General features: G+C 62.2%; 20 protein-coding genes. 3 read left to right on the top strand and 17 right to left on the bottom strand.

Annotation, left to right across the window (positions count from 1 at the left end):
* Positions 1–387: 387 nt before the first annotated feature.
* Positions 388–540 carry a DUF7331 family protein gene (locus ACSC1P_RS21465; RefSeq protein WP_435362266.1) on the top strand — a complete coding sequence of 51 codons (153 nt, stop codon included), beginning with the start codon at positions 388–390 and terminating at the stop codon, positions 538–540.
* 53 nt (positions 541–593) lie between these two features.
* On the opposite strand, the gene ACSC1P_RS21460 is transcribed toward ACSC1P_RS21465, so the two are convergent.
* The 17 genes from ACSC1P_RS21460 to lonB form a co-directional block, all read right to left on the bottom strand.
* Positions 594–2,531 (bottom strand): archaea-specific SMC-related protein, encoded by a 1,938-nt coding sequence (locus ACSC1P_RS21460; RefSeq protein ID WP_435362265.1) that lies wholly within the window; start codon positions 2,529–2,531, stop codon positions 594–596.
* Between the two features lie 132 nt (positions 2,532–2,663).
* Positions 2,664–3,299, bottom strand: coding sequence for a rod-determining factor RdfA (gene rdfA / locus ACSC1P_RS21455; RefSeq protein WP_435362264.1), 636 nt, complete (start codon positions 3,297–3,299; stop codon positions 2,664–2,666).
* Between the two features lie 69 nt (positions 3,300–3,368).
* Entirely contained in the window at positions 3,369–4,208 is an 840-nt protein-coding gene (locus ACSC1P_RS21450; RefSeq protein ID WP_435362263.1) for a DUF192 domain-containing protein, read from the bottom strand.
* A gap of 216 nt (positions 4,209–4,424) precedes the next feature.
* Complete coding sequence (locus tag ACSC1P_RS21445; protein ID WP_435362262.1) at positions 4,425–5,000, bottom strand: hypothetical protein; 576 nt, start codon at positions 4,998–5,000, stop codon at positions 4,425–4,427.
* A gap of 1,278 nt (positions 5,001–6,278) precedes the next feature.
* A complete protein-coding gene (locus ACSC1P_RS21440) occupies positions 6,279–6,812 on the bottom strand; it encodes a hypothetical protein (protein ID WP_435362261.1) in 534 nt (177 codons plus the stop codon).
* 297 nt (positions 6,813–7,109) lie between these two features.
* Positions 7,110–7,589 carry a hypothetical protein gene (locus ACSC1P_RS21435; protein WP_435362260.1) on the bottom strand — a complete coding sequence of 160 codons (480 nt, stop codon included), beginning with the start codon at positions 7,587–7,589 and terminating at the stop codon, positions 7,110–7,112.
* Between the two features lie 204 nt (positions 7,590–7,793).
* Entirely contained in the window at positions 7,794–8,618 is an 825-nt protein-coding gene (locus tag ACSC1P_RS21430) for a hypothetical protein (RefSeq protein ID WP_435362259.1), read from the bottom strand.
* Positions 8,619–8,873: 255 nt separating this feature from the next.
* Positions 8,874–9,359 carry a hypothetical protein gene (locus ACSC1P_RS21425; RefSeq protein WP_435362258.1) on the bottom strand — a complete coding sequence of 162 codons (486 nt, stop codon included), beginning with the start codon at positions 9,357–9,359 and terminating at the stop codon, positions 8,874–8,876.
* Between the two features lie 247 nt (positions 9,360–9,606).
* Positions 9,607–10,068, bottom strand: a complete 462-nt coding sequence (locus ACSC1P_RS21420; RefSeq protein WP_435362257.1) for a hypothetical protein — start codon at positions 10,066–10,068, stop codon at positions 9,607–9,609.
* 262 nt (positions 10,069–10,330) lie between these two features.
* Positions 10,331–10,672: a hypothetical protein gene (locus ACSC1P_RS21415; protein ID WP_435362256.1), complete on the bottom strand. Its 342-nt coding sequence runs from the start codon at positions 10,670–10,672 to the stop codon at positions 10,331–10,333.
* 268 nt (positions 10,673–10,940) lie between these two features.
* Positions 10,941–11,702 carry a hypothetical protein gene (locus ACSC1P_RS21410; RefSeq protein ID WP_435362255.1) on the bottom strand — a complete coding sequence of 254 codons (762 nt, stop codon included), beginning with the start codon at positions 11,700–11,702 and terminating at the stop codon, positions 10,941–10,943.
* A 303-nt stretch (positions 11,703–12,005) separates the two neighbouring features.
* Entirely contained in the window at positions 12,006–12,527 is a 522-nt protein-coding gene (locus ACSC1P_RS21405; RefSeq protein WP_435362254.1) for a hypothetical protein, read from the bottom strand.
* Between the two features lie 548 nt (positions 12,528–13,075).
* Positions 13,076–13,546, bottom strand: coding sequence for a hypothetical protein (locus ACSC1P_RS21400; protein WP_435362253.1), 471 nt, complete (start codon positions 13,544–13,546; stop codon positions 13,076–13,078).
* A gap of 873 nt (positions 13,547–14,419) precedes the next feature.
* On the bottom strand, positions 14,420–14,770 hold the full coding sequence (locus ACSC1P_RS21395; protein WP_435362252.1) for a hypothetical protein: 351 nt from the start codon (positions 14,768–14,770) through the stop codon (positions 14,420–14,422).
* Between the two features lie 263 nt (positions 14,771–15,033).
* Positions 15,034–15,435 carry a hypothetical protein gene (locus ACSC1P_RS21390; RefSeq protein ID WP_435362251.1) on the bottom strand — a complete coding sequence of 134 codons (402 nt, stop codon included), beginning with the start codon at positions 15,433–15,435 and terminating at the stop codon, positions 15,034–15,036.
* Between the two features lie 955 nt (positions 15,436–16,390).
* The gene (locus ACSC1P_RS21385) at positions 16,391–16,702 is read right to left on the bottom strand and encodes a hypothetical protein (RefSeq protein WP_435362250.1); all 312 of its coding nucleotides are present in this window, start codon (positions 16,700–16,702) and stop codon (positions 16,391–16,393) included.
* A gap of 384 nt (positions 16,703–17,086) precedes the next feature.
* The gene (gene lonB, locus ACSC1P_RS21380; protein WP_435362249.1) at positions 17,087–19,114 is read right to left on the bottom strand and encodes an ATP-dependent protease LonB; all 2,028 of its coding nucleotides are present in this window, start codon (positions 19,112–19,114) and stop codon (positions 17,087–17,089) included.
* Positions 19,115–19,253: 139 nt separating this feature from the next.
* Here lonB and ACSC1P_RS21375 point away from each other — a divergent pair, with 139 nt between their 5' ends.
* Together ACSC1P_RS21375 and ACSC1P_RS21370 are read left to right on the top strand one after the other, a co-directional pair.
* Positions 19,254–20,942, top strand: coding sequence for an Hvo_1808 family surface protein (locus tag ACSC1P_RS21375; RefSeq protein ID WP_435362248.1), 1,689 nt, complete (start codon positions 19,254–19,256; stop codon positions 20,940–20,942).
* A gap of 110 nt (positions 20,943–21,052) precedes the next feature.
* Positions 21,053–21,427, top strand: a complete 375-nt coding sequence (locus ACSC1P_RS21370; protein WP_435362247.1) for a twin-arginine translocase TatA/TatE family subunit — start codon at positions 21,053–21,055, stop codon at positions 21,425–21,427.
* Positions 21,428–21,614: the final 187 nt, after the last annotated feature.

Below are 21,614 nucleotides of genomic sequence, written 5' to 3'. Positions count from 1 at the left end.
TCGGGCTGGTCGACGCGCCACCCAGGGCTCGTCGCTGTCCCCCTCGCGCGGTGACCACTCGCTGTTCAGTCGTCGATACCCGTCGCTACGCGACCGGTCGCCGAGCCGAGCGGTGGTCTCTCCGCCCTTGGGAGGACTTAGTTACAGAGCATCTTAACCTTCTTCTAACCCCGAAGAGACTACAGAGAGTAGTCTCGTCACCCGGGGGAACCGGGCTAACTGTGTGTGAACGAATACTTGCGCGATGTGAGGCGAGATACAGGTGCCTTAGTAACAATGTTGTAAGCTAGCAGTTAACATGGTCCGTCGCGTATGTATCAGTACGCACTCTGGCAGACAGCCCGGGGGGACGACATGAGATACTCGAAGAAGAAGCGAGAAACCGTAGTGACTGCCGACACGACCAGCGGCCTACCGGACACGATCCCGCCCTATGCTTCGCTCTTGCTCACACAAGGCGAGGTCATTATCTACGACACGACCAACCACAAGGCGTGGATTCAGTCCACACTCGCACTCGGGCTCGAAGACGCCCGGTGACCCGGCCGCAGACCGACTCGGTTCGAGAAATCAGATTCCGCTTTCTTACCGCATCAAATCTCCGTGACGCGCTCGTATCCGTCGTCGAGCGCCGCGGCGTCTTCTGGCAACAACGCGACGACGAGGTGCGTCGCGTAGTCGGCGAAGTAGTCCACGAGCGTGGCGATACGCGCCGAGTCGATGGCTTCGAGCGAGTCCAGCAGGACGAACGGGACGTGGTCGTACGCCTCGTGGACGAGGAAGCCTGCGAGGGCGAACACCAGTCCGATGACCTCACGTTCGGACTCGCTCAGGTGGTCGACGCTGTCTTCGTACACCTCGCCGGCGTCGGTCTGGCGCACGACGTGCAGGTCGAACGTCGTGCCGGTCGTCTCTGCGAGTCGTTCGATCCACACTCTATCGACGTTTTCGTACGCCAGCAGGTCGAGGACGGTCGCCATGTGGTCGTTGAACTGTTCGACCGCGTCGCCCTCGATACGCTCGATACGCCGGCGCAGGTCCGCCAGTTCGTCGGTCACACGCTCGTGCTCGTCGGCGAGTGAGTCACGGGCGTCGAGTTTCTGGACGACTTCGGTTCGCTCGTCCTCGATTTCGCGCCGTTCCTTCTCCAGACGCTCTATCTCGAACTGTTTGCGGTTCGCCTCGCGGTGGTTCTCGAGTAGCGCGTCGTACTCGTCACGTTCGAGCGATTCGACCGTCTCCTCCAGTTCCTCGATGCGGTCGTGCACGGCCAGTTCGTCGTGTTTGCGGTCGGCCAGCCGCGACTCGTGTTCGCCGAGTTCGTCGCCGATACGTTCGAGTTCGTTCACCACTGTCTCGCGTCGGTCGCGGCGGTCGCGACGCTCGGCCAGTCTCGCCTCCAGTTCGTCGATGTTCTCGTCGACCTCGCGGCGTTCGGCCAGTTTCTCTTCTCGGAGGTCGGTCAACAGGTCGACCGTCTCACGGATGGCTGTGGTGGTCGCTTCGTTCCCACAGGTCCAGCAGACGAGTCGGTCCGCGGTGTCGTCGACGAGCGCGTCGGTCACGCCGCCACTGCCGTCGGCTTTGGCCCCGTCGTCGGCGAGCGACTCGAACACTCCCGAACTCGACTCGTCGAGTTGCTCACGGTTGAACTGGACGACGGTCTGGAGGCGCGTCACCGTCGAGTTCACCTCGCGCTTTCGTTCGTGCAATCGGTCGACACGGCCGGCGAGGTCGTCGAGTCCGGTACCCGGTTCGTCGGCGAGTTCTTCCCGCTCGGCTTCCAGTTCGCCCTGTCGTGCGCGGAGCGCGTTCAGACTCTCGTGTTCCGTCTCCTGCTCGTACCGGATGTCTTCCAGTCTGGCGCGGGCGTCGCGCAACTCGTCGAGTGCCGCCTCCAGTTCGGCGGCTTCGTCGCCCGAGGCCGACAGTGACACGTCGGTCTCGTCGATGTCGGCTTCGACGGCGGCCAGTGCCTCGCGCTCTGTGTCGAGTTCATCCGCGAGCGTCTCTAGCCGACTGTCGAGGCGGTCCAGCGTTCGTTCGAGGTCGTCTCGTTCGTCCAGTTGCTCGTCGAGCTGGCGCTTTCTGGCTTCGAGTCGCGTCACTTCGGCTCGGATGGCCGCGGTGTCGACGGGACGCATGATGAGTTCGTGGAGGTCGTCACCGCGCGCGACTGCGCGGCGCGCCTCGTTCGACTCCAGCAAGAAGGCGTACAGGTCGGCCAGCGTCGGGTCGTCGAGGTAGGGCTCGCCTCCCGTGACGACCCCGTCGTCGGTCCGGGTGAGTTCGCGTGTGTACGTCTCTCCGGCCAGTGTCAGGTCGACCCGACCCGACTCGGCATCGGCCTTCAGCGACGCCCGGTCGCTGCCGAGGCCGGCCATCAGCGCTTGCAAGAACGAGGTCCGATTCGTGGCGTTTCGCCCAGCCAGCACCGTCACCCCGGGTGAGAACTCTACGGTGGTCTCGTCGATGCCGCCCACGTTCGACGCGCGGACGGTGACCCGTTCGACGGTCTCCTGCGCACTCATTCGGCCAGAAATTACCGGGCGGGTACAAATATCCTGTGGCTGGTTAGCGGTATCGGTAAGTGCTGACGGTGTACAATCTGTGCCGGCTGGGCACACACTGTTACGGCGTTACAGCTGTAACGGATTTGGCTGTCACTCGCTCGGTTCGCCACACGCACAGTGGCCGCGCGCGAGCAGGTCCGAGAAATCGTAGGAACGACCACAGTCCGTACAGAGGACGGTCACGTCGACCAGGACCTCGGTGTCGCCGACGGTCAGGTCGTCCGCCGCTGCCAGTCGGTCGAGGTTCGACGCCGCGACCGCAGTCGTCCGACTGGCCAGTCGTTGCATCGCTTGGCTCGCCGACGCCGTGCGGTCACGGTCGGAGTCGCTCGTCTCGTGGTCGACGCCACGGTAGTTCGTCAAGTAGCGATACACGGTCTGGTGCGAGACGAAGTCGCGCGTAACACCCTCGACGTCGACGCCGTCGCGTTCGAGACCGCGGCGGACCTGTGTGCGAGCGCTCGGACTCACGTCGTCACCGGCGAGCAGGTCGTACTTCGTCGCCACCTCGGCGTCGGGGAGTGAGACATCGGCCCGCGCCAGTGCTGCTGCCAGCAGCCGGCGGTTCACCCGGTCGGCGAGGTCGCGCAGACTGGCCTGTTCGCTCCCGGTGCCAGTCCACGCTCGTTCGAGTTCGTCGCCGAGGCCAGAGAGGTCGTACTCGTCGACGAGTCGTCCGACTTTCCCGTGGTCGCGTTCGTCGCTCTCGGTACTGGTCGAAGTCACGCGCTGTGCTTCCCGTGTTCGGAACAAATAGCTACCGACGCGATGTCGGTCGGAGTCGCTTCGATGCTGCTACTGGTCGTCCCCGAGGTCGAGTTCGACCGTCGAGCCGGCCACGACGTCGTGGCTGGCCGCCCAACCCTGGTTCAGGGCGATGACGTACTGGACCGCGTCACCGCTCTCGTAGCGGGTGAGATCTGCGTCCGCCACGCCCGGTTCGGGGCTGGCTTCAGCGACGTTCGTGACGGTCCCGTCACTCTTGACGAAGATGAGGTCGAGCGGAATGTTCGTGTCCTTCATCCACATCGAGACGAAGTATTCCTGGTCGAAGACGAACACCATCCCGGTGCCCGGAGCGAGTTCGGTCCGGCCACCGAGGCCGGCCTCTAGCTCGGCGGGCGTGTCTGCGACCTCTAGCTCGGCGCTACCGACGGTGAAGCCATCGACGACGAAGATGGCCGTCCCTTCGGGAGCGGTCGGGTCGTCAGTGGTGGGGTCGGTGACGTTGCTGTCGTTGTCGGTGGCCGGGTCGGTCACGTTGTCCCCAGCGTCCGTGGTGGGGTCAGCGACGTCGCCACCGTCGCCAGTAGTGGGGTCGGTGACACCGTCACCAGCACCGGTGGTGGGGTCAGAAACACCGTCACCAGCGCCAGTGGTCGGGTCTGTCACGCCGTCTCCAGCGCTACCGCTATCGCCCGCATCGTTCCCGGTGTCGCCAGTGGCGGGGTCACCCACGTCGCCGACGACCCCGTCGTCACCGACGTCTGGCGAGCCGTCTCCCGCCGGGTCGTTCGGTGTATCCGGTACCTCGGTCGCGGGGTCTGCTGCGGAGCTGCCGCCTTGCAGTATCACTGCGCCAATCAACACGACGACGATGGCGACGAGTAGTACTGACTCGGTTCGCACCTTCATGCCCCTATCTACTGTCGGGAACGAGAAAAGCGCGCGATAACCGACAGGTCAGGGACAAACGGGTATCTGAGCAACCACACAGTGTGTGCTGCAACGGGTGTCCTCACGGGGTCAGAAGACGAAAAACGAACGTGTAGTGGCGGCGGCATACCGCCACGAAAGAGAGTGGCACCGAAATGGCAGACAGGTCGGACACCGAGCGACCGGGCGGGACGCTCAGTAGTAGTACCGGCGGCGTCCGTAGTACGGACGGTAGTACCCGCCACCGGGGCTGTCGACCGTGATGCGCCCGCCGTCGGCGTAGGTGATGTCGAGTTCACCGTCTGCTTCGTCAACCTGGAAGTTGACGATGGGGCTCGGGCCGTCGAGAATCTCGACGTCGAGACCGCTGGAGTCACACTCGATGATGATGTCGAGGCTGGTGAAGCGGAAGCCGTCGTAGTCGACCTCGAAGACGGCCGGACCGTACGGACCGAACCACTCGATGTCGGTCCCTTCGACCCAGGTGTCCCAGGCGAAGTTCGTCGAGTCGAAGTCGAACGCGGTCCCAGTCCCGCCGTAGTTGAAGATGCGGAACTCGAAGGCGTTGTTGTACCACCAGTACCGGCGAGAGTAGGCGTACCCACGGCCGTATCCGCGGCGATAGCCGTAGTAGTTGCTGGCGGCAGCCGACCCGGTGCTCGCCGCAGCGGTGCCGGCCGTGGAGGCCGCTCCACCGAGTGAGAGCAGCCCGAGGCCGACGGTCTTGATCAGCGAACGACGCGTGCATCGAGAGTTGTTTGTGCTGTCCATTGGGTGATTTCCTCCTTCTCACTTACTCATAGGTGGTTTCCGCTCATAATAGGTCGACTATCCGACCAGTTATGATACAACGTCGAAGTTGTACAGTGGTCTGGAACAATCGGCTGATCGGGCAATCGTGAGAAATTGAGTGTTTCCACGCTCGACCCATCGTCTGTGGTGGCAGTGTGGGTCTCGACCGTCGACGAACGAGTGGTTCGAACGTGCTTGACCGGCCGAATCGACTGTTCGACGTTGTGGCGAGGCGAACCCTCGGACCCAGTGATAGCTGGAACTGCTGACACTCGGACTGCATCATGCTGTCACTCGGGCTGCATCACGGCTGGAGTCGGTCGTAACTCGGACTCGCCCTGGGTCTGTCGCTCGCGCGAGTTCGACCCTGTGCGCAGTCGCTCTGTGTGTGATGTTCGGTAGAAGGAACGAACGTGTCGGTTCGGGTGGCAGCCCGTCGCGACAGCGTGTGGTGGGTGATGGGGCCTTTCCTTCCCATCGCCGCACCGGGACTGAATGGCAGTTCAGTTCGGTCGTGTCGGGCGTTCCCGACGTGGTAGAGTCGAGGAGGCTGCGGCGGTGTGGCCGCGTCAGTGTGTCCCCGTGTCGTTGGGACGGGGTAGTTTCCTCCCTCTCACTTACCCATAGGTGGTTTCCACGTATAAAATGTCCACTGGCAGACTGGTTACCCGGCTACCGACCGGTCACCCCGAATACGCCGTCTCCCAATACGCAACACCCCGAATACGTCATCGACGCTGACTCGGCGAGAGCTACCGTCGACGACATCGACGAGCAAGGGGTTCGACGTGCAGTCGGCTCTCCGGGCAGAACGTGTTGGACACGCGAGGCATGACAGTCGAAGAGACACTCGATGTCGGGACGAAGTGAAACAGACCGACAAAAGGAACTGGTCCGTCGCGCCGGGTGGCAGCCCGGAACGACAGGTGTTGCGGGCGGTGGGGCCTTTCCTTCCCACCGGCCGCGACTGTGACTGAATGGCAGTTCAGTTGGGGTGTGTCGAGGGGTCCCCGACGCGTGGTAGAGTCAGTGACGCGGCGACGGCGGTCGGGCCGTCAGTGCGCCCCACTGTCGTTGGGACGGGGTAGTTTCCTCCCTCTCACTTACCCATACGTGGTTTCTCCGTATAACTGGTCGACTTTCCGAGAAGAAACGGGGCTTCCGTGGCGTTACCTGTCGGTCGTCAGGTCGAAGTCGTCCGAAAATGGGTCAAAAGTGTCGTAATCGGTCGGGTAGACGGAGGATACGGCGTCACACCTAGAAGCAGACGTCGTAGTCCACTTCGACTTCGTCGTAGTCGACCTCGAACTTGCGGATGCGGCAGTAGCCCAGCGACTCGTACTCTATCTCGCCCGTGTAGGCGTCGTACTCGAAGTCGACCTCGCCGCTCTCGAACTCGACGCTGCCGTCGAAGTCGCGCTCGTACTCGAAGCCACCCGCGAGGATGTCACCACGTGCTTCGACCTCGTCGTAGTCGAACTCGAACTTCCCGCCGGGGGCGGCGTACGGTCCGGCGTACGGTCCATAGTACGGGGATGGAGCGGGGCCGTAGCCACCGGCGGCGACGTCCACATCGGGGCCACCGTACGGGTTGCGACCGAAGCGGGCGTATCGGCCACCACGCCGGAGCGAGCGGTTCGGGCGACCAGCGCGGAGGCTCCGGTTGCGTCGACTTCGCACGTAGTTGCTGTCCTGCCCGGCCGCAGCCACGGTCTGGCTGCCGACGCCGAGCGCGAGTAAGCCAGTCCCGACGGTCTTGAGCAGCGTTCGCCGCGAGGTGTTGTGAGTCATCGTTGTTTTCCTCTCAGTGACAAGATAGGGATTGTTAAAGAATATACCTTAGCTAATAATAAAGTCACCCGGGTACCACTGAGTTGCGCGACGACACGGAATTACCGACCTGAATGCACTTGTCGAGAGGGAGTTACGACCTGGTTGTGAGGCCGGAGCGCGTTCGTTCCCGCCCGGTTCGTTTCGCCGCGGTTGGTCCGACGACGACACCTGTGGCTCGTCGACGGGCACGCGATTCACGAAAGAATGGGCCGGTCGCGGTCGACCGGGTGGTCACGACGACGCAATCCCTACTGTTCAGTACCAGTAGTAGCTGTAGTACGGCCCGTAGCCGTAGGAGTACGGATAGTAGTACGGGTAGCCGTAGTAGATCCTGACGTCGTCGTCGTAGTACCGGCGTCTGCCGTAGTAGCGACGCCCACCGTAGTACCCACCGCCGTGGTACCGGCGGCCACCGTAGTAGCGACGTCCGCCACCGTGATACCGACGGCTCCCACCGTGGTACCGACGACCGCTACCACCGTAGCGACGGCCGCCTCCGCCGTGATACCGACGACCGCCACCGCCGTAGCGACGGCCACCACCGTTTCCACCACGACCCCGGCCGCGGCCGTGTTGGAACTGACCGCTTTCGCCGGTGGGTTCGATGGCCGGGCTCTGGGTTCGGCCTTCGGCAGCGCTCGCTGCGCCGCTCCCCAGCCCAACTGCGAGCAAGCCGAGTCCGACGGTTTTCAGCACTTTTCGTCGATACAGTTCTCGCTCCTGTGGTCTATACATTGACTACTCCCTCCCTCGGTGAGAATTAGGATTTATTTCCGGATAATGAGTGGGTAATTTGGACGTTACTCGGCTACTACGAAGTTACTCGACGATACGTCGTTACGTGGTGGTACGTCCGCCACGTTCGCACGTTTCTGTGAACAGTCGAACCGCGGGTCGCCGATAGTTCTCGAAAAACACATGGTCGGACTGCGCCGACCGTCAGTACAGGAGGTAGCCGTCGAAGTCGACGTAGCCACAGCGGCCGTAGTCGAGTTCGATTACTTCGTTCACGTAGTCGATGCCAGTAATCTGGCACGGCTGGCCACGGACCCAGACGACGTCGAGGTCGGTGTCGTCGTAGTAGACGAGGATGGTCGACCGGCGACGGGGGCCGTAGTTCTTGTACGTGTGGCGGCCACGCCAGTAGTTCCGGTGTTTGCTGCCCGCACGGCGGTGTCGTCCTCGACCACGACCTCTACGCCAGTCGTCATCGTCCCAGCCACCGCGGCGGCCACGGTCACGACCTCTGCGCCAGTCGTCGTCCCAGCCACCGCGGCGGCCACGGTCACGACCTCTGCGCCAGTCGTCGTCCCAGCCACCGCGGCGGCCACGGTCACGACCTCTGCGCCAGTCGTCGTCCCAACCGCCGCGGTGCCCACGGTCACGACCTCTGCGCCAGTCGTCGTCCCAACCGCCGCGGTGCCCACGGTCACGACCTCTGCGCCAGTCGTCGTCCCAACCGCCGCGGCGGCCACGGCCACCACGCCGGTCGTCGTCCCAGCCACCGTGGTTGCCTCGGCGGCCGCCGCCGCGGTGACCACTGTTTCCACCGCGATGTCCGCCACCGCCGCCACCGCCGCGACGACCACGTCCATCGTGTCCACCGCCACCGCCGCCACGGCTGCGTCCACCGTCACTACCGCGTCGGCCCCTGCCCTCCTGAGCAGCTGCGGTTCCGACGCCGCCCCCGACGGCGAGTAGGCCCACGCCGACGGTTTTGACCAATCGTCGTCGTGAGCGATCTGACGCTGCGTTAGTTGACATCTTCAGGTGAACCTCCTTCGACCGTAGTAGGTCACTCCGGGGGATAATTACGCGCTGATAACTACGTTACCGAGACACCACGGAGTTATTCAACGAAACGTAGTTTCGTACCCGAAGGTACCTTCCGGTATGTGTTCGATATCGACACGAAGTGGTCGTTTCGCTCACTGTCGGCACTCGCGACGACTACGCGACACTAAAAATGGCAGGAGACTGTACGATGACGGCTGGACAGCAGACCGTCACCACGTCGGATTATCCGATGCGGATGCGGGTCCCGTAGAACCCACGGCGGTAGCCGAAGTAGCCGCGGCGGCCGTAGAGTCGGCGACCGTAGATGCCGCCAGAGAGCTGGCTGCACGGGTCGGCGCACGGGTCGACGGCGCACGGGTCGACGGCACACGGGTCAGCACACGGGTCGACATCGGCGCACGGATCGACGGCGCACGGGTCAGCACATGGGTCGACGAGGATTTCACCGCACGGGTCTGCACACGGGTCGACGGCTGCACAACACGGGTTGGCACCGTAGTAGCCGAAGCGGCGGCCGTGGAGACCGCGGTAGCCGTAGGTGCGGCGTGCCTTGGCGAAGCCACGGCGGCCAACCCAGGCGTTCTGGCCGTGGGCGGCGCTCTGTCCCTCAGCTGCGGATGCAGCACCACTGCCAACACCCAGCGCGAGCAGGCCCACACCGACGGTCTTGATCATACGACGTCGCGACAGCATTGAATCTTGTTTCATCTGAATTTCAACCCCCAATGACAGTGTATGTGTTATTAAGACATAACTGCGAGGTAATAACACAGTAACTGGACTACTACGGAATCACACGACAATACTGAGTTACCAGTCAGAGATTACGATGCAGTGTCGAAATCTCCCTCCACGCGCGCGAGCGCCCAACTACGCGGTATCGATGCGTTGCGGAAGCACTCGGCGACGGTTTCGGATGAAAAAGAACGCTGTGAGTTCTCGGTCGATTCGGCGCTCAGTAGAGGACGGGACGGACGCGAGGTCCGTAGAACCGGCGACCGTAGACTAAGCCACCTGCACACGGGTCAGCGCACGGGTCGACTTCTGCACACGGGTCGGCGCATGGGTCGATTTCCGCACACGGGTCAGCGCATGGGTCAACCGCAGCACAGCACGGGTCGACGCCGTAGTAGCGGAAGCGGGCACCGTAGAACCGGCGACCGTAGAAGCGACGGCCGTGGAAGCGGCGACCGTAGAAGCGGCGGCCGTGGAAGCGGCGGCCGTAGAATCGACCACGGTAGCCGTAGGCGCGGCGCGCTCTGGCGAAGCCGCGGCGGCGCACCCAGTAGTTCTGGCCATCGGCGGCGCTCTGTCCTTCAGCGGCGGATGCAGCACCACTGCCGACCCCCAGGGCGAGCAGACCGACACCGACGGTCTTGATCATTCGTCGTCGCGACAGCGTTGGATCTCTGGTCATCTGTATTTCAACCCCCTCGTCATCGTAGGGGTTATTAATTAATAGCTTCGAGGTAATAACACGGTAACTTGACTACCACGAAATCACACGACGATACTGAGTTACCAGCACGAAATTACGTGGCGGTGTGAGGTCGATGTGTGTGGTCAGTGCTCGACTGGAGCGGACGACTTCGGAGCGGTCGCTCACGGGACTCTCGACCGTGAACCGTCGCAAAAAGGCCGCTTCGAGTTTCGAGTCGTCGAGCGCGTCGGCGACTGAGTTAGTAGTACCGCACCCGGACCCGGCCGCCGCGGGCGCGGACCGAGATTCCACCGTAGTACGGCCCGTAACCGTAGTAGCCGCGGTAGTACGGCCGATAGTACCCACGGTAGTACGGACGGTAGTACCCCCGGTAGCCATACGGGCGGTAACCGTAGCCACGGTAGCCGTAACCACGCCAGTACGGACGGTAATACTCCTCGGTCGCTCCCGTGCCGGGTGCGACGGCCGGACTTCGGCTCTCGGCCGCGCTGGCCGCACCGCTGCCGGCCCCCAGGGCGAGCAGGCCGAGGCCGACGGTCTTGATCACACGGCGACGCGACAGCTGTGAGTGTTGAGTCATCGTTGTTTTCAACCCCCTAACCTAGGTAGGGTAGTTCGTTCGATAACCTCGCGGTAATCTCACAGTTACGAGACTACCACGAAATCACCCGACGATACTGAGTTACCAGTACGAAATTACGACCGGGTATCTGGTCGGTCAGAGCGTCAGCAGACGTCGGCGTCGCCCGTGACGCACCACGTGGAGTGACACTGTGAATACGGTCGCATCTCGACGACGCTCCGAATCAAAAAAGACGGATGGTGTGTGGTCAGCTCGACGACTCGGGTCAGTTCTCGCTGGCGGTATTTCCGCCCTGGCTGTAACTTCGACCGTAGCCGTAGCCGCCGCGGCCGTAGCCGCCGTGGCCATAGCCACCTCGGCCGTAGCCATAGCCGCCGTGGCCATAGCCACCTCGGCCGTAGCCATAGCCGCCGCGACCGTAGCCACCTCGGCCGTAGCCATAGCCGCCGCGACCGTAGCCACCGCGACCGTATCCGTAGCCACCTCGACCGTAGCCGTAGCCGCCGCGGCCATAGCCACCTCGGCCGTAGCCGTAGCCGCCGCGGCCATAGCCACCCTGGCCGTAACCGCCGCGACCGTATCCATAGCCGCCGCGACCATAGCCGTATCCGCTGTTGCCACTGCGTGTGGCGCCTCGGTCGTATCCACCGGTGTCGTCGCCGTCGTATCCACCGGTGTCGTCGCCGTCGTACCCACTGGTGTCGTCACGGCCGTATCCACCGGTGTCGTCACGGTCGTATCCGTCAGTTTCGCTGCCGTAGTCTGGCTCCTGCGAGGGGTCGAGATAGACGTTCTCGGGAGTGTCGTAGACGGACTCGTCTTCCTGTTCGTCCTCCTGCTCCTCGTCTTGCTCGCCCTCTCGGTAGAAGTCGTCAGCGGGAGACCGCTCCTGCCCGGGGGCGTCTGCTCGCTCCCGGGTCTCTCCCTCGAGTGCGCTGACAGCTCCGCTGCCAGCCCCCAGTGCGAGCAGGCCGACACCGACGGTCTTGAGCGTTCGCCGCCGCGACAGGATTGAATCGTAAGTCATGTGAATTTCAGCTCCTCACCGAGAGTATAGGGAGTGATTGGTGATAACCTATTGGTAATATTACAGTAGCCCGGGTACTACGAAATCAAACCACTTAGTTGACTTTCGTGAGTAAAATAATACAATCCTATACTAAAATTGCCATAGTGAACTTGGGTCTCTCCGCGTCTCGACGAACTGGTCCGTGAACGGACAGTGGTTGCACCCGTCGATGTCGAAAGCGACCGGCGCAGTGAGCGCAAAAAAGAGGGCAAAGATGTAGAGTTGACAACGACGTACTCTACTCTCGGTTGGTCGATTCTATCAGTAGTAGAGTCGGGGACCGTAGATGCCTCGGCGGTAGATGCCACGGCGGTAGACGAGGCCACCCGCGCACGGGTCAGCACACGGGTCGACCTCGGCGCAGGGGTCTGCGCACGGGTCGACGGCTGCACAGCACGGGTTCGCACCGTACACACCGATGCCGGTGCCGTAGAAGCCACGTCCGTAGAAGCCGCGGTAGCCGTAGCCACCCCAGTACGGGCGGTAGCCGTAGCCGCGGTAGCCATAGCCGTAGAAGCCACGTCCGTAGAAGCGGCGACCGTAGAAGCCACGTCCGTAGAAGCGGCGACCGTAGAAGCCACGTCCGTAGAAGCGGCGGCCGTAGAAGCCACGGCCGTAGTAGTATCCCTCAGTGGGTGCCTGTCCCTTTCCAGGCATGATCGACGGGCTCGACGTTCGACCTTCGGCTGCAGCGGCGGCACCACTGCTGACCCCCAGGGCGAGCAGACCGACACCGACGGTCTTGATCATTCGGCGACGCGACAGCATTGATTCTTGGGTCATCTGTGTTTCAACCCCGACGTACCATAGGGAGTTACGGGTGATAACCTATCGGTAATCATGCAGTTACTCAGATACCACGAAATCGCACGAAGAAACGAAGTTACTCGCACGAAATTACTATCTGGTACCATTATTTTGTCCTAATATACATCCGTCACATCACAGCGTCGCTTGAACACCGGTCGGTAACTTGTAGTACTGAATTACCTCTCCGCTAGAAGGAAGGTCGCGCGATGGCACACGAGAAAGGTAGCACACTCGTCGAGTTGCAGGTACGGCACTAAATCCCGACGCAGCGACGAAGTTCTCCGTGGATGGCGTTCCCGCTGCGCTGGTGGAGATTCTTTGTCGTACACGCGTAGCGACGTCGAGGATTCCAGAACGACGTCTGCTATCGGCGTCGTTCGAGCAGCGTACGTAGACGGCGCTATCGCGTGGAACTTGGTCGCTCGCAAAAGAAACTGTTCGTCGTTCGATCTGCCGTCCCGGGGTTCAGTAGCCGTGTGTGCCGAGACAGCGATCGTCGTCGAAGTTACCGACGTACCGGCCTAGAGGCACGGGTCAGCGCACGGGTCGACGAGGACGTCAGCACACGGGTCGGCGCAGGGGTCGACACAGGGGTCGACCAGGATTTCACCGCACGGGTCGGCGCAGGGGTCGATGCAGGGGTCGACGCAGGGGTCGACCAGGATGTCCGCACACGGGTCAGCACACGGGTCGACGCAGGGGTCGACCAGGATGTCTGCACAGGGGTCAGCGCACGGGTCGAAGCACGGGTCGAAGCAGCCACCGTAGCCACCGTATGGGCCGTAGCCGCCGTAGCCACCGTACGGGCCGTAGCCACGGTACGAGAAGGCGAGGCGCGCTCTGGCGAAGCCGCGGCGCGGGACCCAGTAGTTCTGGCCCGGCGAACCCACCTGTGCTGCGGAGACAGCACTGCTTCCGAGACCGATCGCGAGCAGACCGACACCGACGTTCTTGAGCATTCGACGACGCGACTGCATTGAATCTTGAGTCATGTAGTTCAACTCCCTCATCAGTATCAAAGGGAGGCATCAGTGATAACGTATCGGTAATCACACAGTTACTTGGGCACCACAAAATCAAGAGATGAAACGAAGTTTTAGATACGAAATTACGTAGTACTGTAAATATAATTTACTAAAAAGGCCCGCGTCGCTCCGTGTTCGTTCGACTGGCATCACCGACTCGTCGCACCGTCTCGTCGAGCGGACCGCGCACGAACTGTTCGAGACAGTAACGTCCTGATGAAATGAAGGAATGAGAAAAGGGAAGGCTGTCGAGTTGTCAACCAAGTTCTCGACAGCCGGGGATTGAATGTCCCTTTGCTGTTACCCGTTGCCACGGCGAGACGGAGCTACCCCGCCTGCACCGTGGTCGTCGCCGTCGGACCGGCGTACTGTGGCGAGCCGCGGCCGGGGACCCAGTCGTTCTGGTTTGTCCGGGTGTGGGGCCGGGTACTGTCCCTCGGCTGCAGTGCCAGTAGTGGTTCCGACGGCGTTTGTCGCTTTAGGTCGCGACACCAGGAGATCTTTTACCATTCGTGTTTCGACCTCCAGTCTATCATAGGGAGTCCCCAGTGATAACCTATCGGTAATGTTACAGTCACGAGAGTACGACTAAATCAACAGAATGTACTCACTTTCACCTGAAAAATAATACAGTCATGTTATTTGTTGGTCACTGCTGGATGGTGGTCATATCTGGGCGGTGAGACTGCCTCAAATCCTCAGTACGTCGTGTTGGTGCGGTCGTCGCAGGTGGCACGAATAGCCGGTCACCAGACAAAACGGCACGGACGAATCTACAGCGTAAAAAATCGGATACGAGGATGTCGAGCTCGAACGCTCGACGCTCTGCGGTCGGTTCTATCAGTAGTAGCGCTGGAACGGGCTGATGTAGACACGGTACGGGCTCACGTACGGGACGTAGCCGCCGTAGTACGGTCCGAACGCACACGGGTCGGCGCACGGGTCGTAGCACGGGTCGAAGCAGCCGCCGTAGCCGCCGTACGCACCGTAGCCACCGCCCCAGTAGCCGCGGTAGCCGCCCCAGTATCCGCCGTAATACTCGTCCGTGGGCGCAGTCCCTTTTCCAGGCGTGACGGACTGGCTCTTCCCGTCGGCTGCGGCGACGGCACCACTGCCGATGCCCAGTGCGAGCAGGCCGATTCCTGCGTTCTTGAGCATTCGGCGACGCGACAGCATTGATTCTTGAGTCATCTGTATTTCAACTCCCTCGTCACTCTCATAGGGAGTGAATGGTGATAACCTGTCGGTAATAACGCAGTTACTCAGATACTACAAAATCAATAAACAATACCGACTTACAGATGAGAAATTACGTTCTAGTACAATTAATTTGTATTTATTTCAAATCGACAGAACTGGCTGTCGCCAGTTCGCAACAGTGAGTCGGTGGCCACGTGGACAGTACAAAATGGAGTCGAGCGAGCAGCGACGCGCTCGACGGTTCGCCGGCGATTCTACCAGTAGTAGCCGCGGTAGCCGTAGCCGCGCCAGTACGGGCGGTAGCCGTAGCCGCGGTAGCCGTAGTAGCCATACGGGCGGTAACCGTAGCCGCGGTAGCCGTAGTAGCCGTACGGACGGTAGTAGCCACGGTAGCCGTAGCCGCGGTAGCCGTAGTAGCCATACGGGCGGTAGTAGCCGCGGTAGCCATACCCGCGCCAGTACGGGCGGTAGCCGTAGCCGCGGTAGCCGTAGCCGCGATAATACTCCTCGGTTGGTGCGGCACCCTTTCCCGGCGTGACGGACGGGCTCTTCCCCTCAGATGCGGCGGCAGCACCGCTGCCAACGCCCAAGGCGAGCAGCCCGACGCCGACGGTCTTGATCATACGACGACGCGATAGCTGTGAGTTCTGGGTCATTTGTGTCTCCCCCTCCACGGTGTCCATACGGGACGTTTCCGCATAACCCCGCGGTAAGCTACTAGTATTAGGATACGTCGAAATCGTATTACTGCGTTGTGCTACTTACCGGAAAGTTCGAAAAGTATGCAGCTAACGTTGACGTGACTCGCGTGTCGGTGTGCCGACTTGCACTGTCCCAAGACCGGCGTGGTGTCGACGCCGTCGTCCACTCCGGGTACGACCGTCTGTCGGCGCTGTCACAGCGGCGTCCACCCGAACAGTCGGGCGTCTCGTCGAGCGGACAGCTCACGACTGGCGTGTCGTCGCCCGGAAACGTAGAGAGATGAAGTAGTGCGTCTAGCGATTCACGACGGCTCGACGCGCTGGTTCGAGAATCTCGGAAGTAGTCGTGGCTGCGGTAGTACTGGCGGTAGTGGGTTCCGTAATACGTCCTGTAGCCACCGTAGCCGTCGAACCGGCGCGTCGTGACGAAGCCGTAGCGGGGAACGCAGTACGTGACGGCAGGGCACTGCCCGCCGGTTGCAGCGGCAACGCTGCTGCTGCCTTCCAGAGCGAGCGGCCCACCATCGACGTTTTGACCATACGATGACGCGGTAGCGGTGGGTGTTGGGTCATGTGTGTGGTTCCCCAGCGCGAGATACGAGACGTTTCTGCATAATCTCGCGGTAAGCTACTAGAATTTAGATACCTGAAAATCAATTGACTGCGTTGTGCTACGGTAGGAAATTTCTGAATTTCACGCAGTTTTTCCTCGGCGTCGACGGTGCGTTCTCAGCACTCCACTGGCGACGGACGGGTGACGAACGACGCAGCGCCGACGCTCGCTCTCCGACGACGCGATGGCTGGTGTACTGAGACAGGGTCGCTCTGCGTGAGGAAAAAATACGTGAGTCGAGCGGTCGAGGACTGCTCGACGGTCGTGCGGCGGTTCTACCGGAAGTGGGTAGCGGGTCTACCAGAAGTAACCACGGTAGCCGTAGCCACCGTAGCCGTAGCCGCCGTAGAGCCCAGCACACGGGTCAGCGCACGGGTCGAAGCAGCCACCGTAGCCGTAGCCGCCGTAGCCATAGCCACCATAGCCGCCATAACCGCCCCAGTACGCGCCGTAATACTCATCGGTGGGTGCGGTACCCGTTCCGGGCGTAACGGACAGGCTCTTTCCCTCGGACGCGGCGACAGCACCGCTGCCGACACTCAGCGCGAGCAGGCCGATTCCTGCGTTCTTGAGCATTCGACGACGCGACAGCATTGATTCTTGAGTCATGTGTAACTCCCTCAGCGGTATCGTAGGTACTATATGGTGATAACCTATCGGTAATCCCACAGTTACTGGGACACCACGAAATCACGTGGTAGTTTTGATTTTCACAATCAAGATGATTCTGTCATGCGCTATATCTGCTATAATTTTGGCTCGGAAACAACTCCGCACGCGAGTGACTACGATTGGTAGTCAGTATGGGTCGGTCCCGTTGTCGAGACAGTCTCGTGGCCGTCTACGATGCCTCGCTGTGTCTGCGTTCTGGAGCGGGCAGTCGCGGGCAGTTCGCTGAATACTCGCGAGTACGGAGACAGGGACTCCCAGAGAGTGAGAGGACGGGGCGACGGGAGCCAAGAAAAACAGTCAGTACGGTCGGTGTCGATTCTCCTATCTGCTGCCGACGTCGACGTCGCTTTCGGCGCGGGCTTCCCCACCAGCCCCCGAGCCGAACGTGAACTCGCCGAAGGCGTCGTTGGCTGCCTCGGCAAGCCGGGTGAGCAGCGTGTTCTCACGAGCTTTCTCGCCTGCGAGTGCGACCGTCAGCACTTCGCCGATGTGGCGGACGGGGACGATTTCGACCCGCTCTGCCATCTCGGGCGAGATGAGCACGTCTCGCTCGTTCGCGATGGGGATGACGACCGTCGAGCAGCCCGCTTTGACCGCTGCTTCGACTTTGTGAGTCACCCCGCCGACGGGGAGGACGTCGCCACGGACCGAGAGCGACCCGGTCATGGCGACGTGCTGGTCGACCGGCACGTCGGTGAGCGCCGAGAGGATGGCGGTCGCCACCGTCACGGAGGCGGAGTCGCCGTCGACGCCGTCGTACGCCTGCACGAACTGGACGTGGATGTCGGTCTCGTTCAGGTCGACCTCGGAGTACTTCTTCACGACTGCGGAGACGTTCTTGACCGACTCCTCGGCCATCTCCTGTAGCTTCCCGGTTGCGATGACCGCGCCGCTGCCCTGTGAGGGCGCGACTTCGGCCATGATGGGCATGACGATACCCGAGTCTTCGCCCATCACCGCGAGACCGTTCACACGGCCGACGACCGAACCCTGGTTCACAGAGAGGTCGTATTCGCGGCGGCGGTCGATGTACTCGTCGGCGATCTGTTGCTCGATGGAGCGTGCCTTCGTCTTCGCTTCGACGACGTGCTCACGCGTGGTGACGAGCGCGTCGTCCGCACGGGCGAGGTCACCAGCGACCCGCACCAGTCCACCCAGGTCGCGGAAGCGCAGCGTGAGGTGGCCCTGTCTACCCGCCCGCCGCTGTGCTTCGCGGATGACCTCCGCGATGGCTTCGGCGGTGAACGGTGGCAGCCGGCCGTCGTTCTCGACTTCTTGGGCGACGAAGCGCGCGTACTTCTGGCGCGTCTCGGGCGTATCCGTGATGGTCTCGTCCATGTAGACCTCGTAACCGTAGCCTTTGACGCGCGAGCGCAGCGCCGGGTGCATGTTCTCCATCGCGTCTAAGTTGCCCGCGGCGACCATGACGAACTCACACGGGACGGGTTCGGTGTGGACCATCGCGCCCGAGGAGGTCTCGGACTGTGCCGTAATCGAGAACTCCTGCTCTTGCAGTGCGGTCAGGAGCTTCTGCTGGGTGCGAATTTCGAGCGTGTTTATTTCGTCGATGAACAGCACGCCCCGGTTCGCCTTGTGAATCGCGCCGGGTTCGACCCGGTCGTGACTCGGCGTCTCCATCCCACCGGACTGGTAGGGGTCGTGGCGAACGTCGCCGAGCAGTGCGCCTGCGTGGGCACCGCTCGCGTCCTCGAACGGCGCGGTCTTGCGGTCGGCGTTGCTTATCAGTATCTTCGGAACGACGCGGGTCCGCCCGCGAGCGCCCAGCCGGAAGATGTAGTAGACGATACCGGCCGCGAGGATACCGAGCAACAGTTGCCCGGTCATCAGCGTGTAGACGAAGATGAGCAGTATCGTCAGCCACATCGCGAACCAGCGGAGCTGGAGCCCTTTGCGGGAGCGCTGCCGGTGCTCTTCGACGACGAGGTCACCCATGCCCGCGGGGACCGTCTCTACCTTCGGTCGGTTCCCGTCGTCCGGGTTGTGGACGACGAGGACGTCTTCTAGTTCGCGACTGGGGAGCAACTCGGCCATCGCCTTGGCCAGCATGGACTTGCCCGTCCCCGGCTCGCCTATCATCATGACGTGGCGGCGTTGATGGGCTGCCTTCTCCACGATGTCGCGTGCTTCGTCTTGTCCGATGACCTGGTCGATGAGCATTCGTGGGACTTCGATGTCCTCGGTACTCTCGATAACCAAGCCGCCGAGGAGCCTCGTCGTCTCATCGTCGGCGTCCGGATCGATGACCGGCGCGTCGACGACGACCCCCCGGTCGTCGGACGAGTGTTCGGTGCCTGCAGCTAACTCAGAGTTTTCCTTCTCGGTGTCCATAATCGGGTCGGTGCATCACACGTGTGTAAACTAGTCTCACAGAGTTCATATACTTTCTACACTTCTGTCAGGAAACACGCGTTACCTCCTTACTGCGAGGCGTGGAAGCCTTATCAGAAGACGTAGCTTTCTGCTACACATGAATGGGGTATCCGGCGACAGTGTGTCGGCAGCACTCGTCGCGCTCCTCGTCGTGCTCTCGGGGACGGTCGTCCTCGTTTCGATGGACGCGCCTACGACGGACGTGGGAGATCAGCCAGCGGACGTGTACGACCCACCGAACGGCGACGACCCCAGTGTCAACGACCCGGGCGACGGACCGGTCGGTGACGGGGTCGGCGACACGCCCGACGTGACCGGCCCCGACGGTGACGCCGGGAGTCAAGACGGACCCGACGTGCCCGGCGACGGCGGGAGCGGTCCCGACGTGACCGACCCGACCGACCCCGGTGACGTCGACCCGAACAACGACGGGGCGACCGACGGCGGTATCCCCGGCGACGGCGACACGCCGACGCCCGACCCTGAGTACGTCGACGACGGCGTCCTCGGCTTCGAGAACGGCTACTGGTACAACCAGACGGTCGCCATCGACCAGTCTGATGGCCTCTCCGACGACGAACTCGACGCGCTCGTCTCCGTGACGATGGCTCGCATCGAGTACATCCGCGGGTTGGAGTTCCTCCAGCCGGTCGACACGAAGGTCATGTCGCGCGCGGAGTACCGCACACAGGTCGAGGCGAAGTACAACGAGACGTACGAGCACTCGCTGTGGAACAATCAGGTCTGGGAGGCGCTGTTCGTCACCGGCGAAGACGCCAACGTGAGCGAGGAGTTCAAGAAGCTCTACGGCGGCAACGTCCTTGGCTACTACGCGCCCAAGACCGACGAGATGGTCATCGTCTCGTCGAACCCGAACAGCCCGCAGGTCGACCCGAAGGTGCTCACGCACGAACTGGTCCACGCGCTGCAGGACCAGCACTTCGACCTCACGGCGTCGCTGAAGACGGTACAGGACGAACAACTCGGACGTAACGGACTGGTCGAGGGCGAGGCGAACTACGTCGCCGCGCTCTACGACGAATACTGTGGCAACCTGTGGACCTGCACCCAGACGCCGAGCAACACCGACGAGTCGAACCCCGAATCGCCCGCGACCGGCGTCCTCATCGCCGTCTTCCACCCGTACTCTGACGGCCCGGTCTGGATGGAGTACATGGTCGAGAACTACGGCTGGGACGCTATCACGGCCCAGTGGGAGCAGGTGCCCCGGACCACCGAGTCCATCATCCACCCCGGCACGAGTGACGAGTCGACTATCGTCGCGGTCGAAGACCGCACCGACGGGACGTGGACTCGCTTCGACGCCGGACAAGACGGTGCGGACGTCCTCGGTGAGGCGTCCATCTACTCGATGTTCTACCACCTCGCCAAGGAGGACAACGTCCGCGTCGTCAACCAGTGGGAGTTCGCAGAAGTCGACTCCGACTACGACACGTTCAACTACGAGAGCGACCCGTCCGCCGGCTGGGCTGGCGACCGTATCGTCCCGTACCAGAAGAACGGCGAGTACGGCTACGTGTGGGTCACGCAGTGGGACACCGAGCGTGACGCACGCGAGTTCTTCGAGGCGTACCGCGACGTCCTCGACTCGAAGCGCGCACAGGCGGTCGGCGTGAACACCTGGGTCATCCAGTCCGGCCCGTTCGCCGACGCCTTCCACGTCGTCCTCGACGGGACGACGGTGACCATCGTCAACGCGCCGACGGTCGAACAGCTGACCGAAATCAAGACCGACACGGACGTCCAGGTCTGGCAGCGCCGCTAACGCTCTGGCGACGCACTACCGGCTTTCCTGCAGGTACGGCGGTCTCTTCGATGTTATCAGACGATCTCGGTGCGCTCGTTAAGCCGTTTGGTCGCGTATTCGTACACACGATGGTGACGACACCGCTATTCATCGGAGGCATCGGCGGGCCCGAGATCATCGTCGTCTTCCTGCTCGTTATTCTCCTCTTCGGGGCGGACAAACTCCCGAAGCTGGCGCGAGCGAGTGGTGAGGCGATGGGTGAGTATCAGAAAGGACGCGAGAAACTCGAAGCCGAGATTACCGGCGTGAAAGAGGAAACGCGCCGTGCAGTCGTCGGTGACGACGACGAAGACGAGGTCGACATGCCGGCCGATGCGGCGGCTGCAGCCAGTACGACCGAGACTCGCGAAACCGAGTCGACGGCCGCGACCGACACCGAGACGTCCGAGTCGACGACCGAGTCGCGTGACGAGCGCGAATTCGACGCCGAACCCGCGGACTGACGGAACCCGCGGACTGAGACCGAATCGGCGGGCCGGCACCGACGCCGTGGGCTGACACCCAGCCGATTGTCGAACGCTATTACTTCGGTTCGTTGTCCCTGTCTCGAACGCTGTCTGCGCGACGCATACGCCGTATCGTCGTATCTGTGTATTATCTGTCTCTGCGTATCTGCTGCCCGCGCTCGTG

Origin of the sequence: Haloarchaeobius caseinilyticus, assembly GCF_051207395.1 — an archaeon.
Taxonomy (GTDB): domain Archaea; phylum Halobacteriota; class Halobacteria; order Halobacteriales; family Natrialbaceae; genus Haloarchaeobius.
This window is presented reverse-complemented; position numbering and strand designations above follow the sequence as displayed.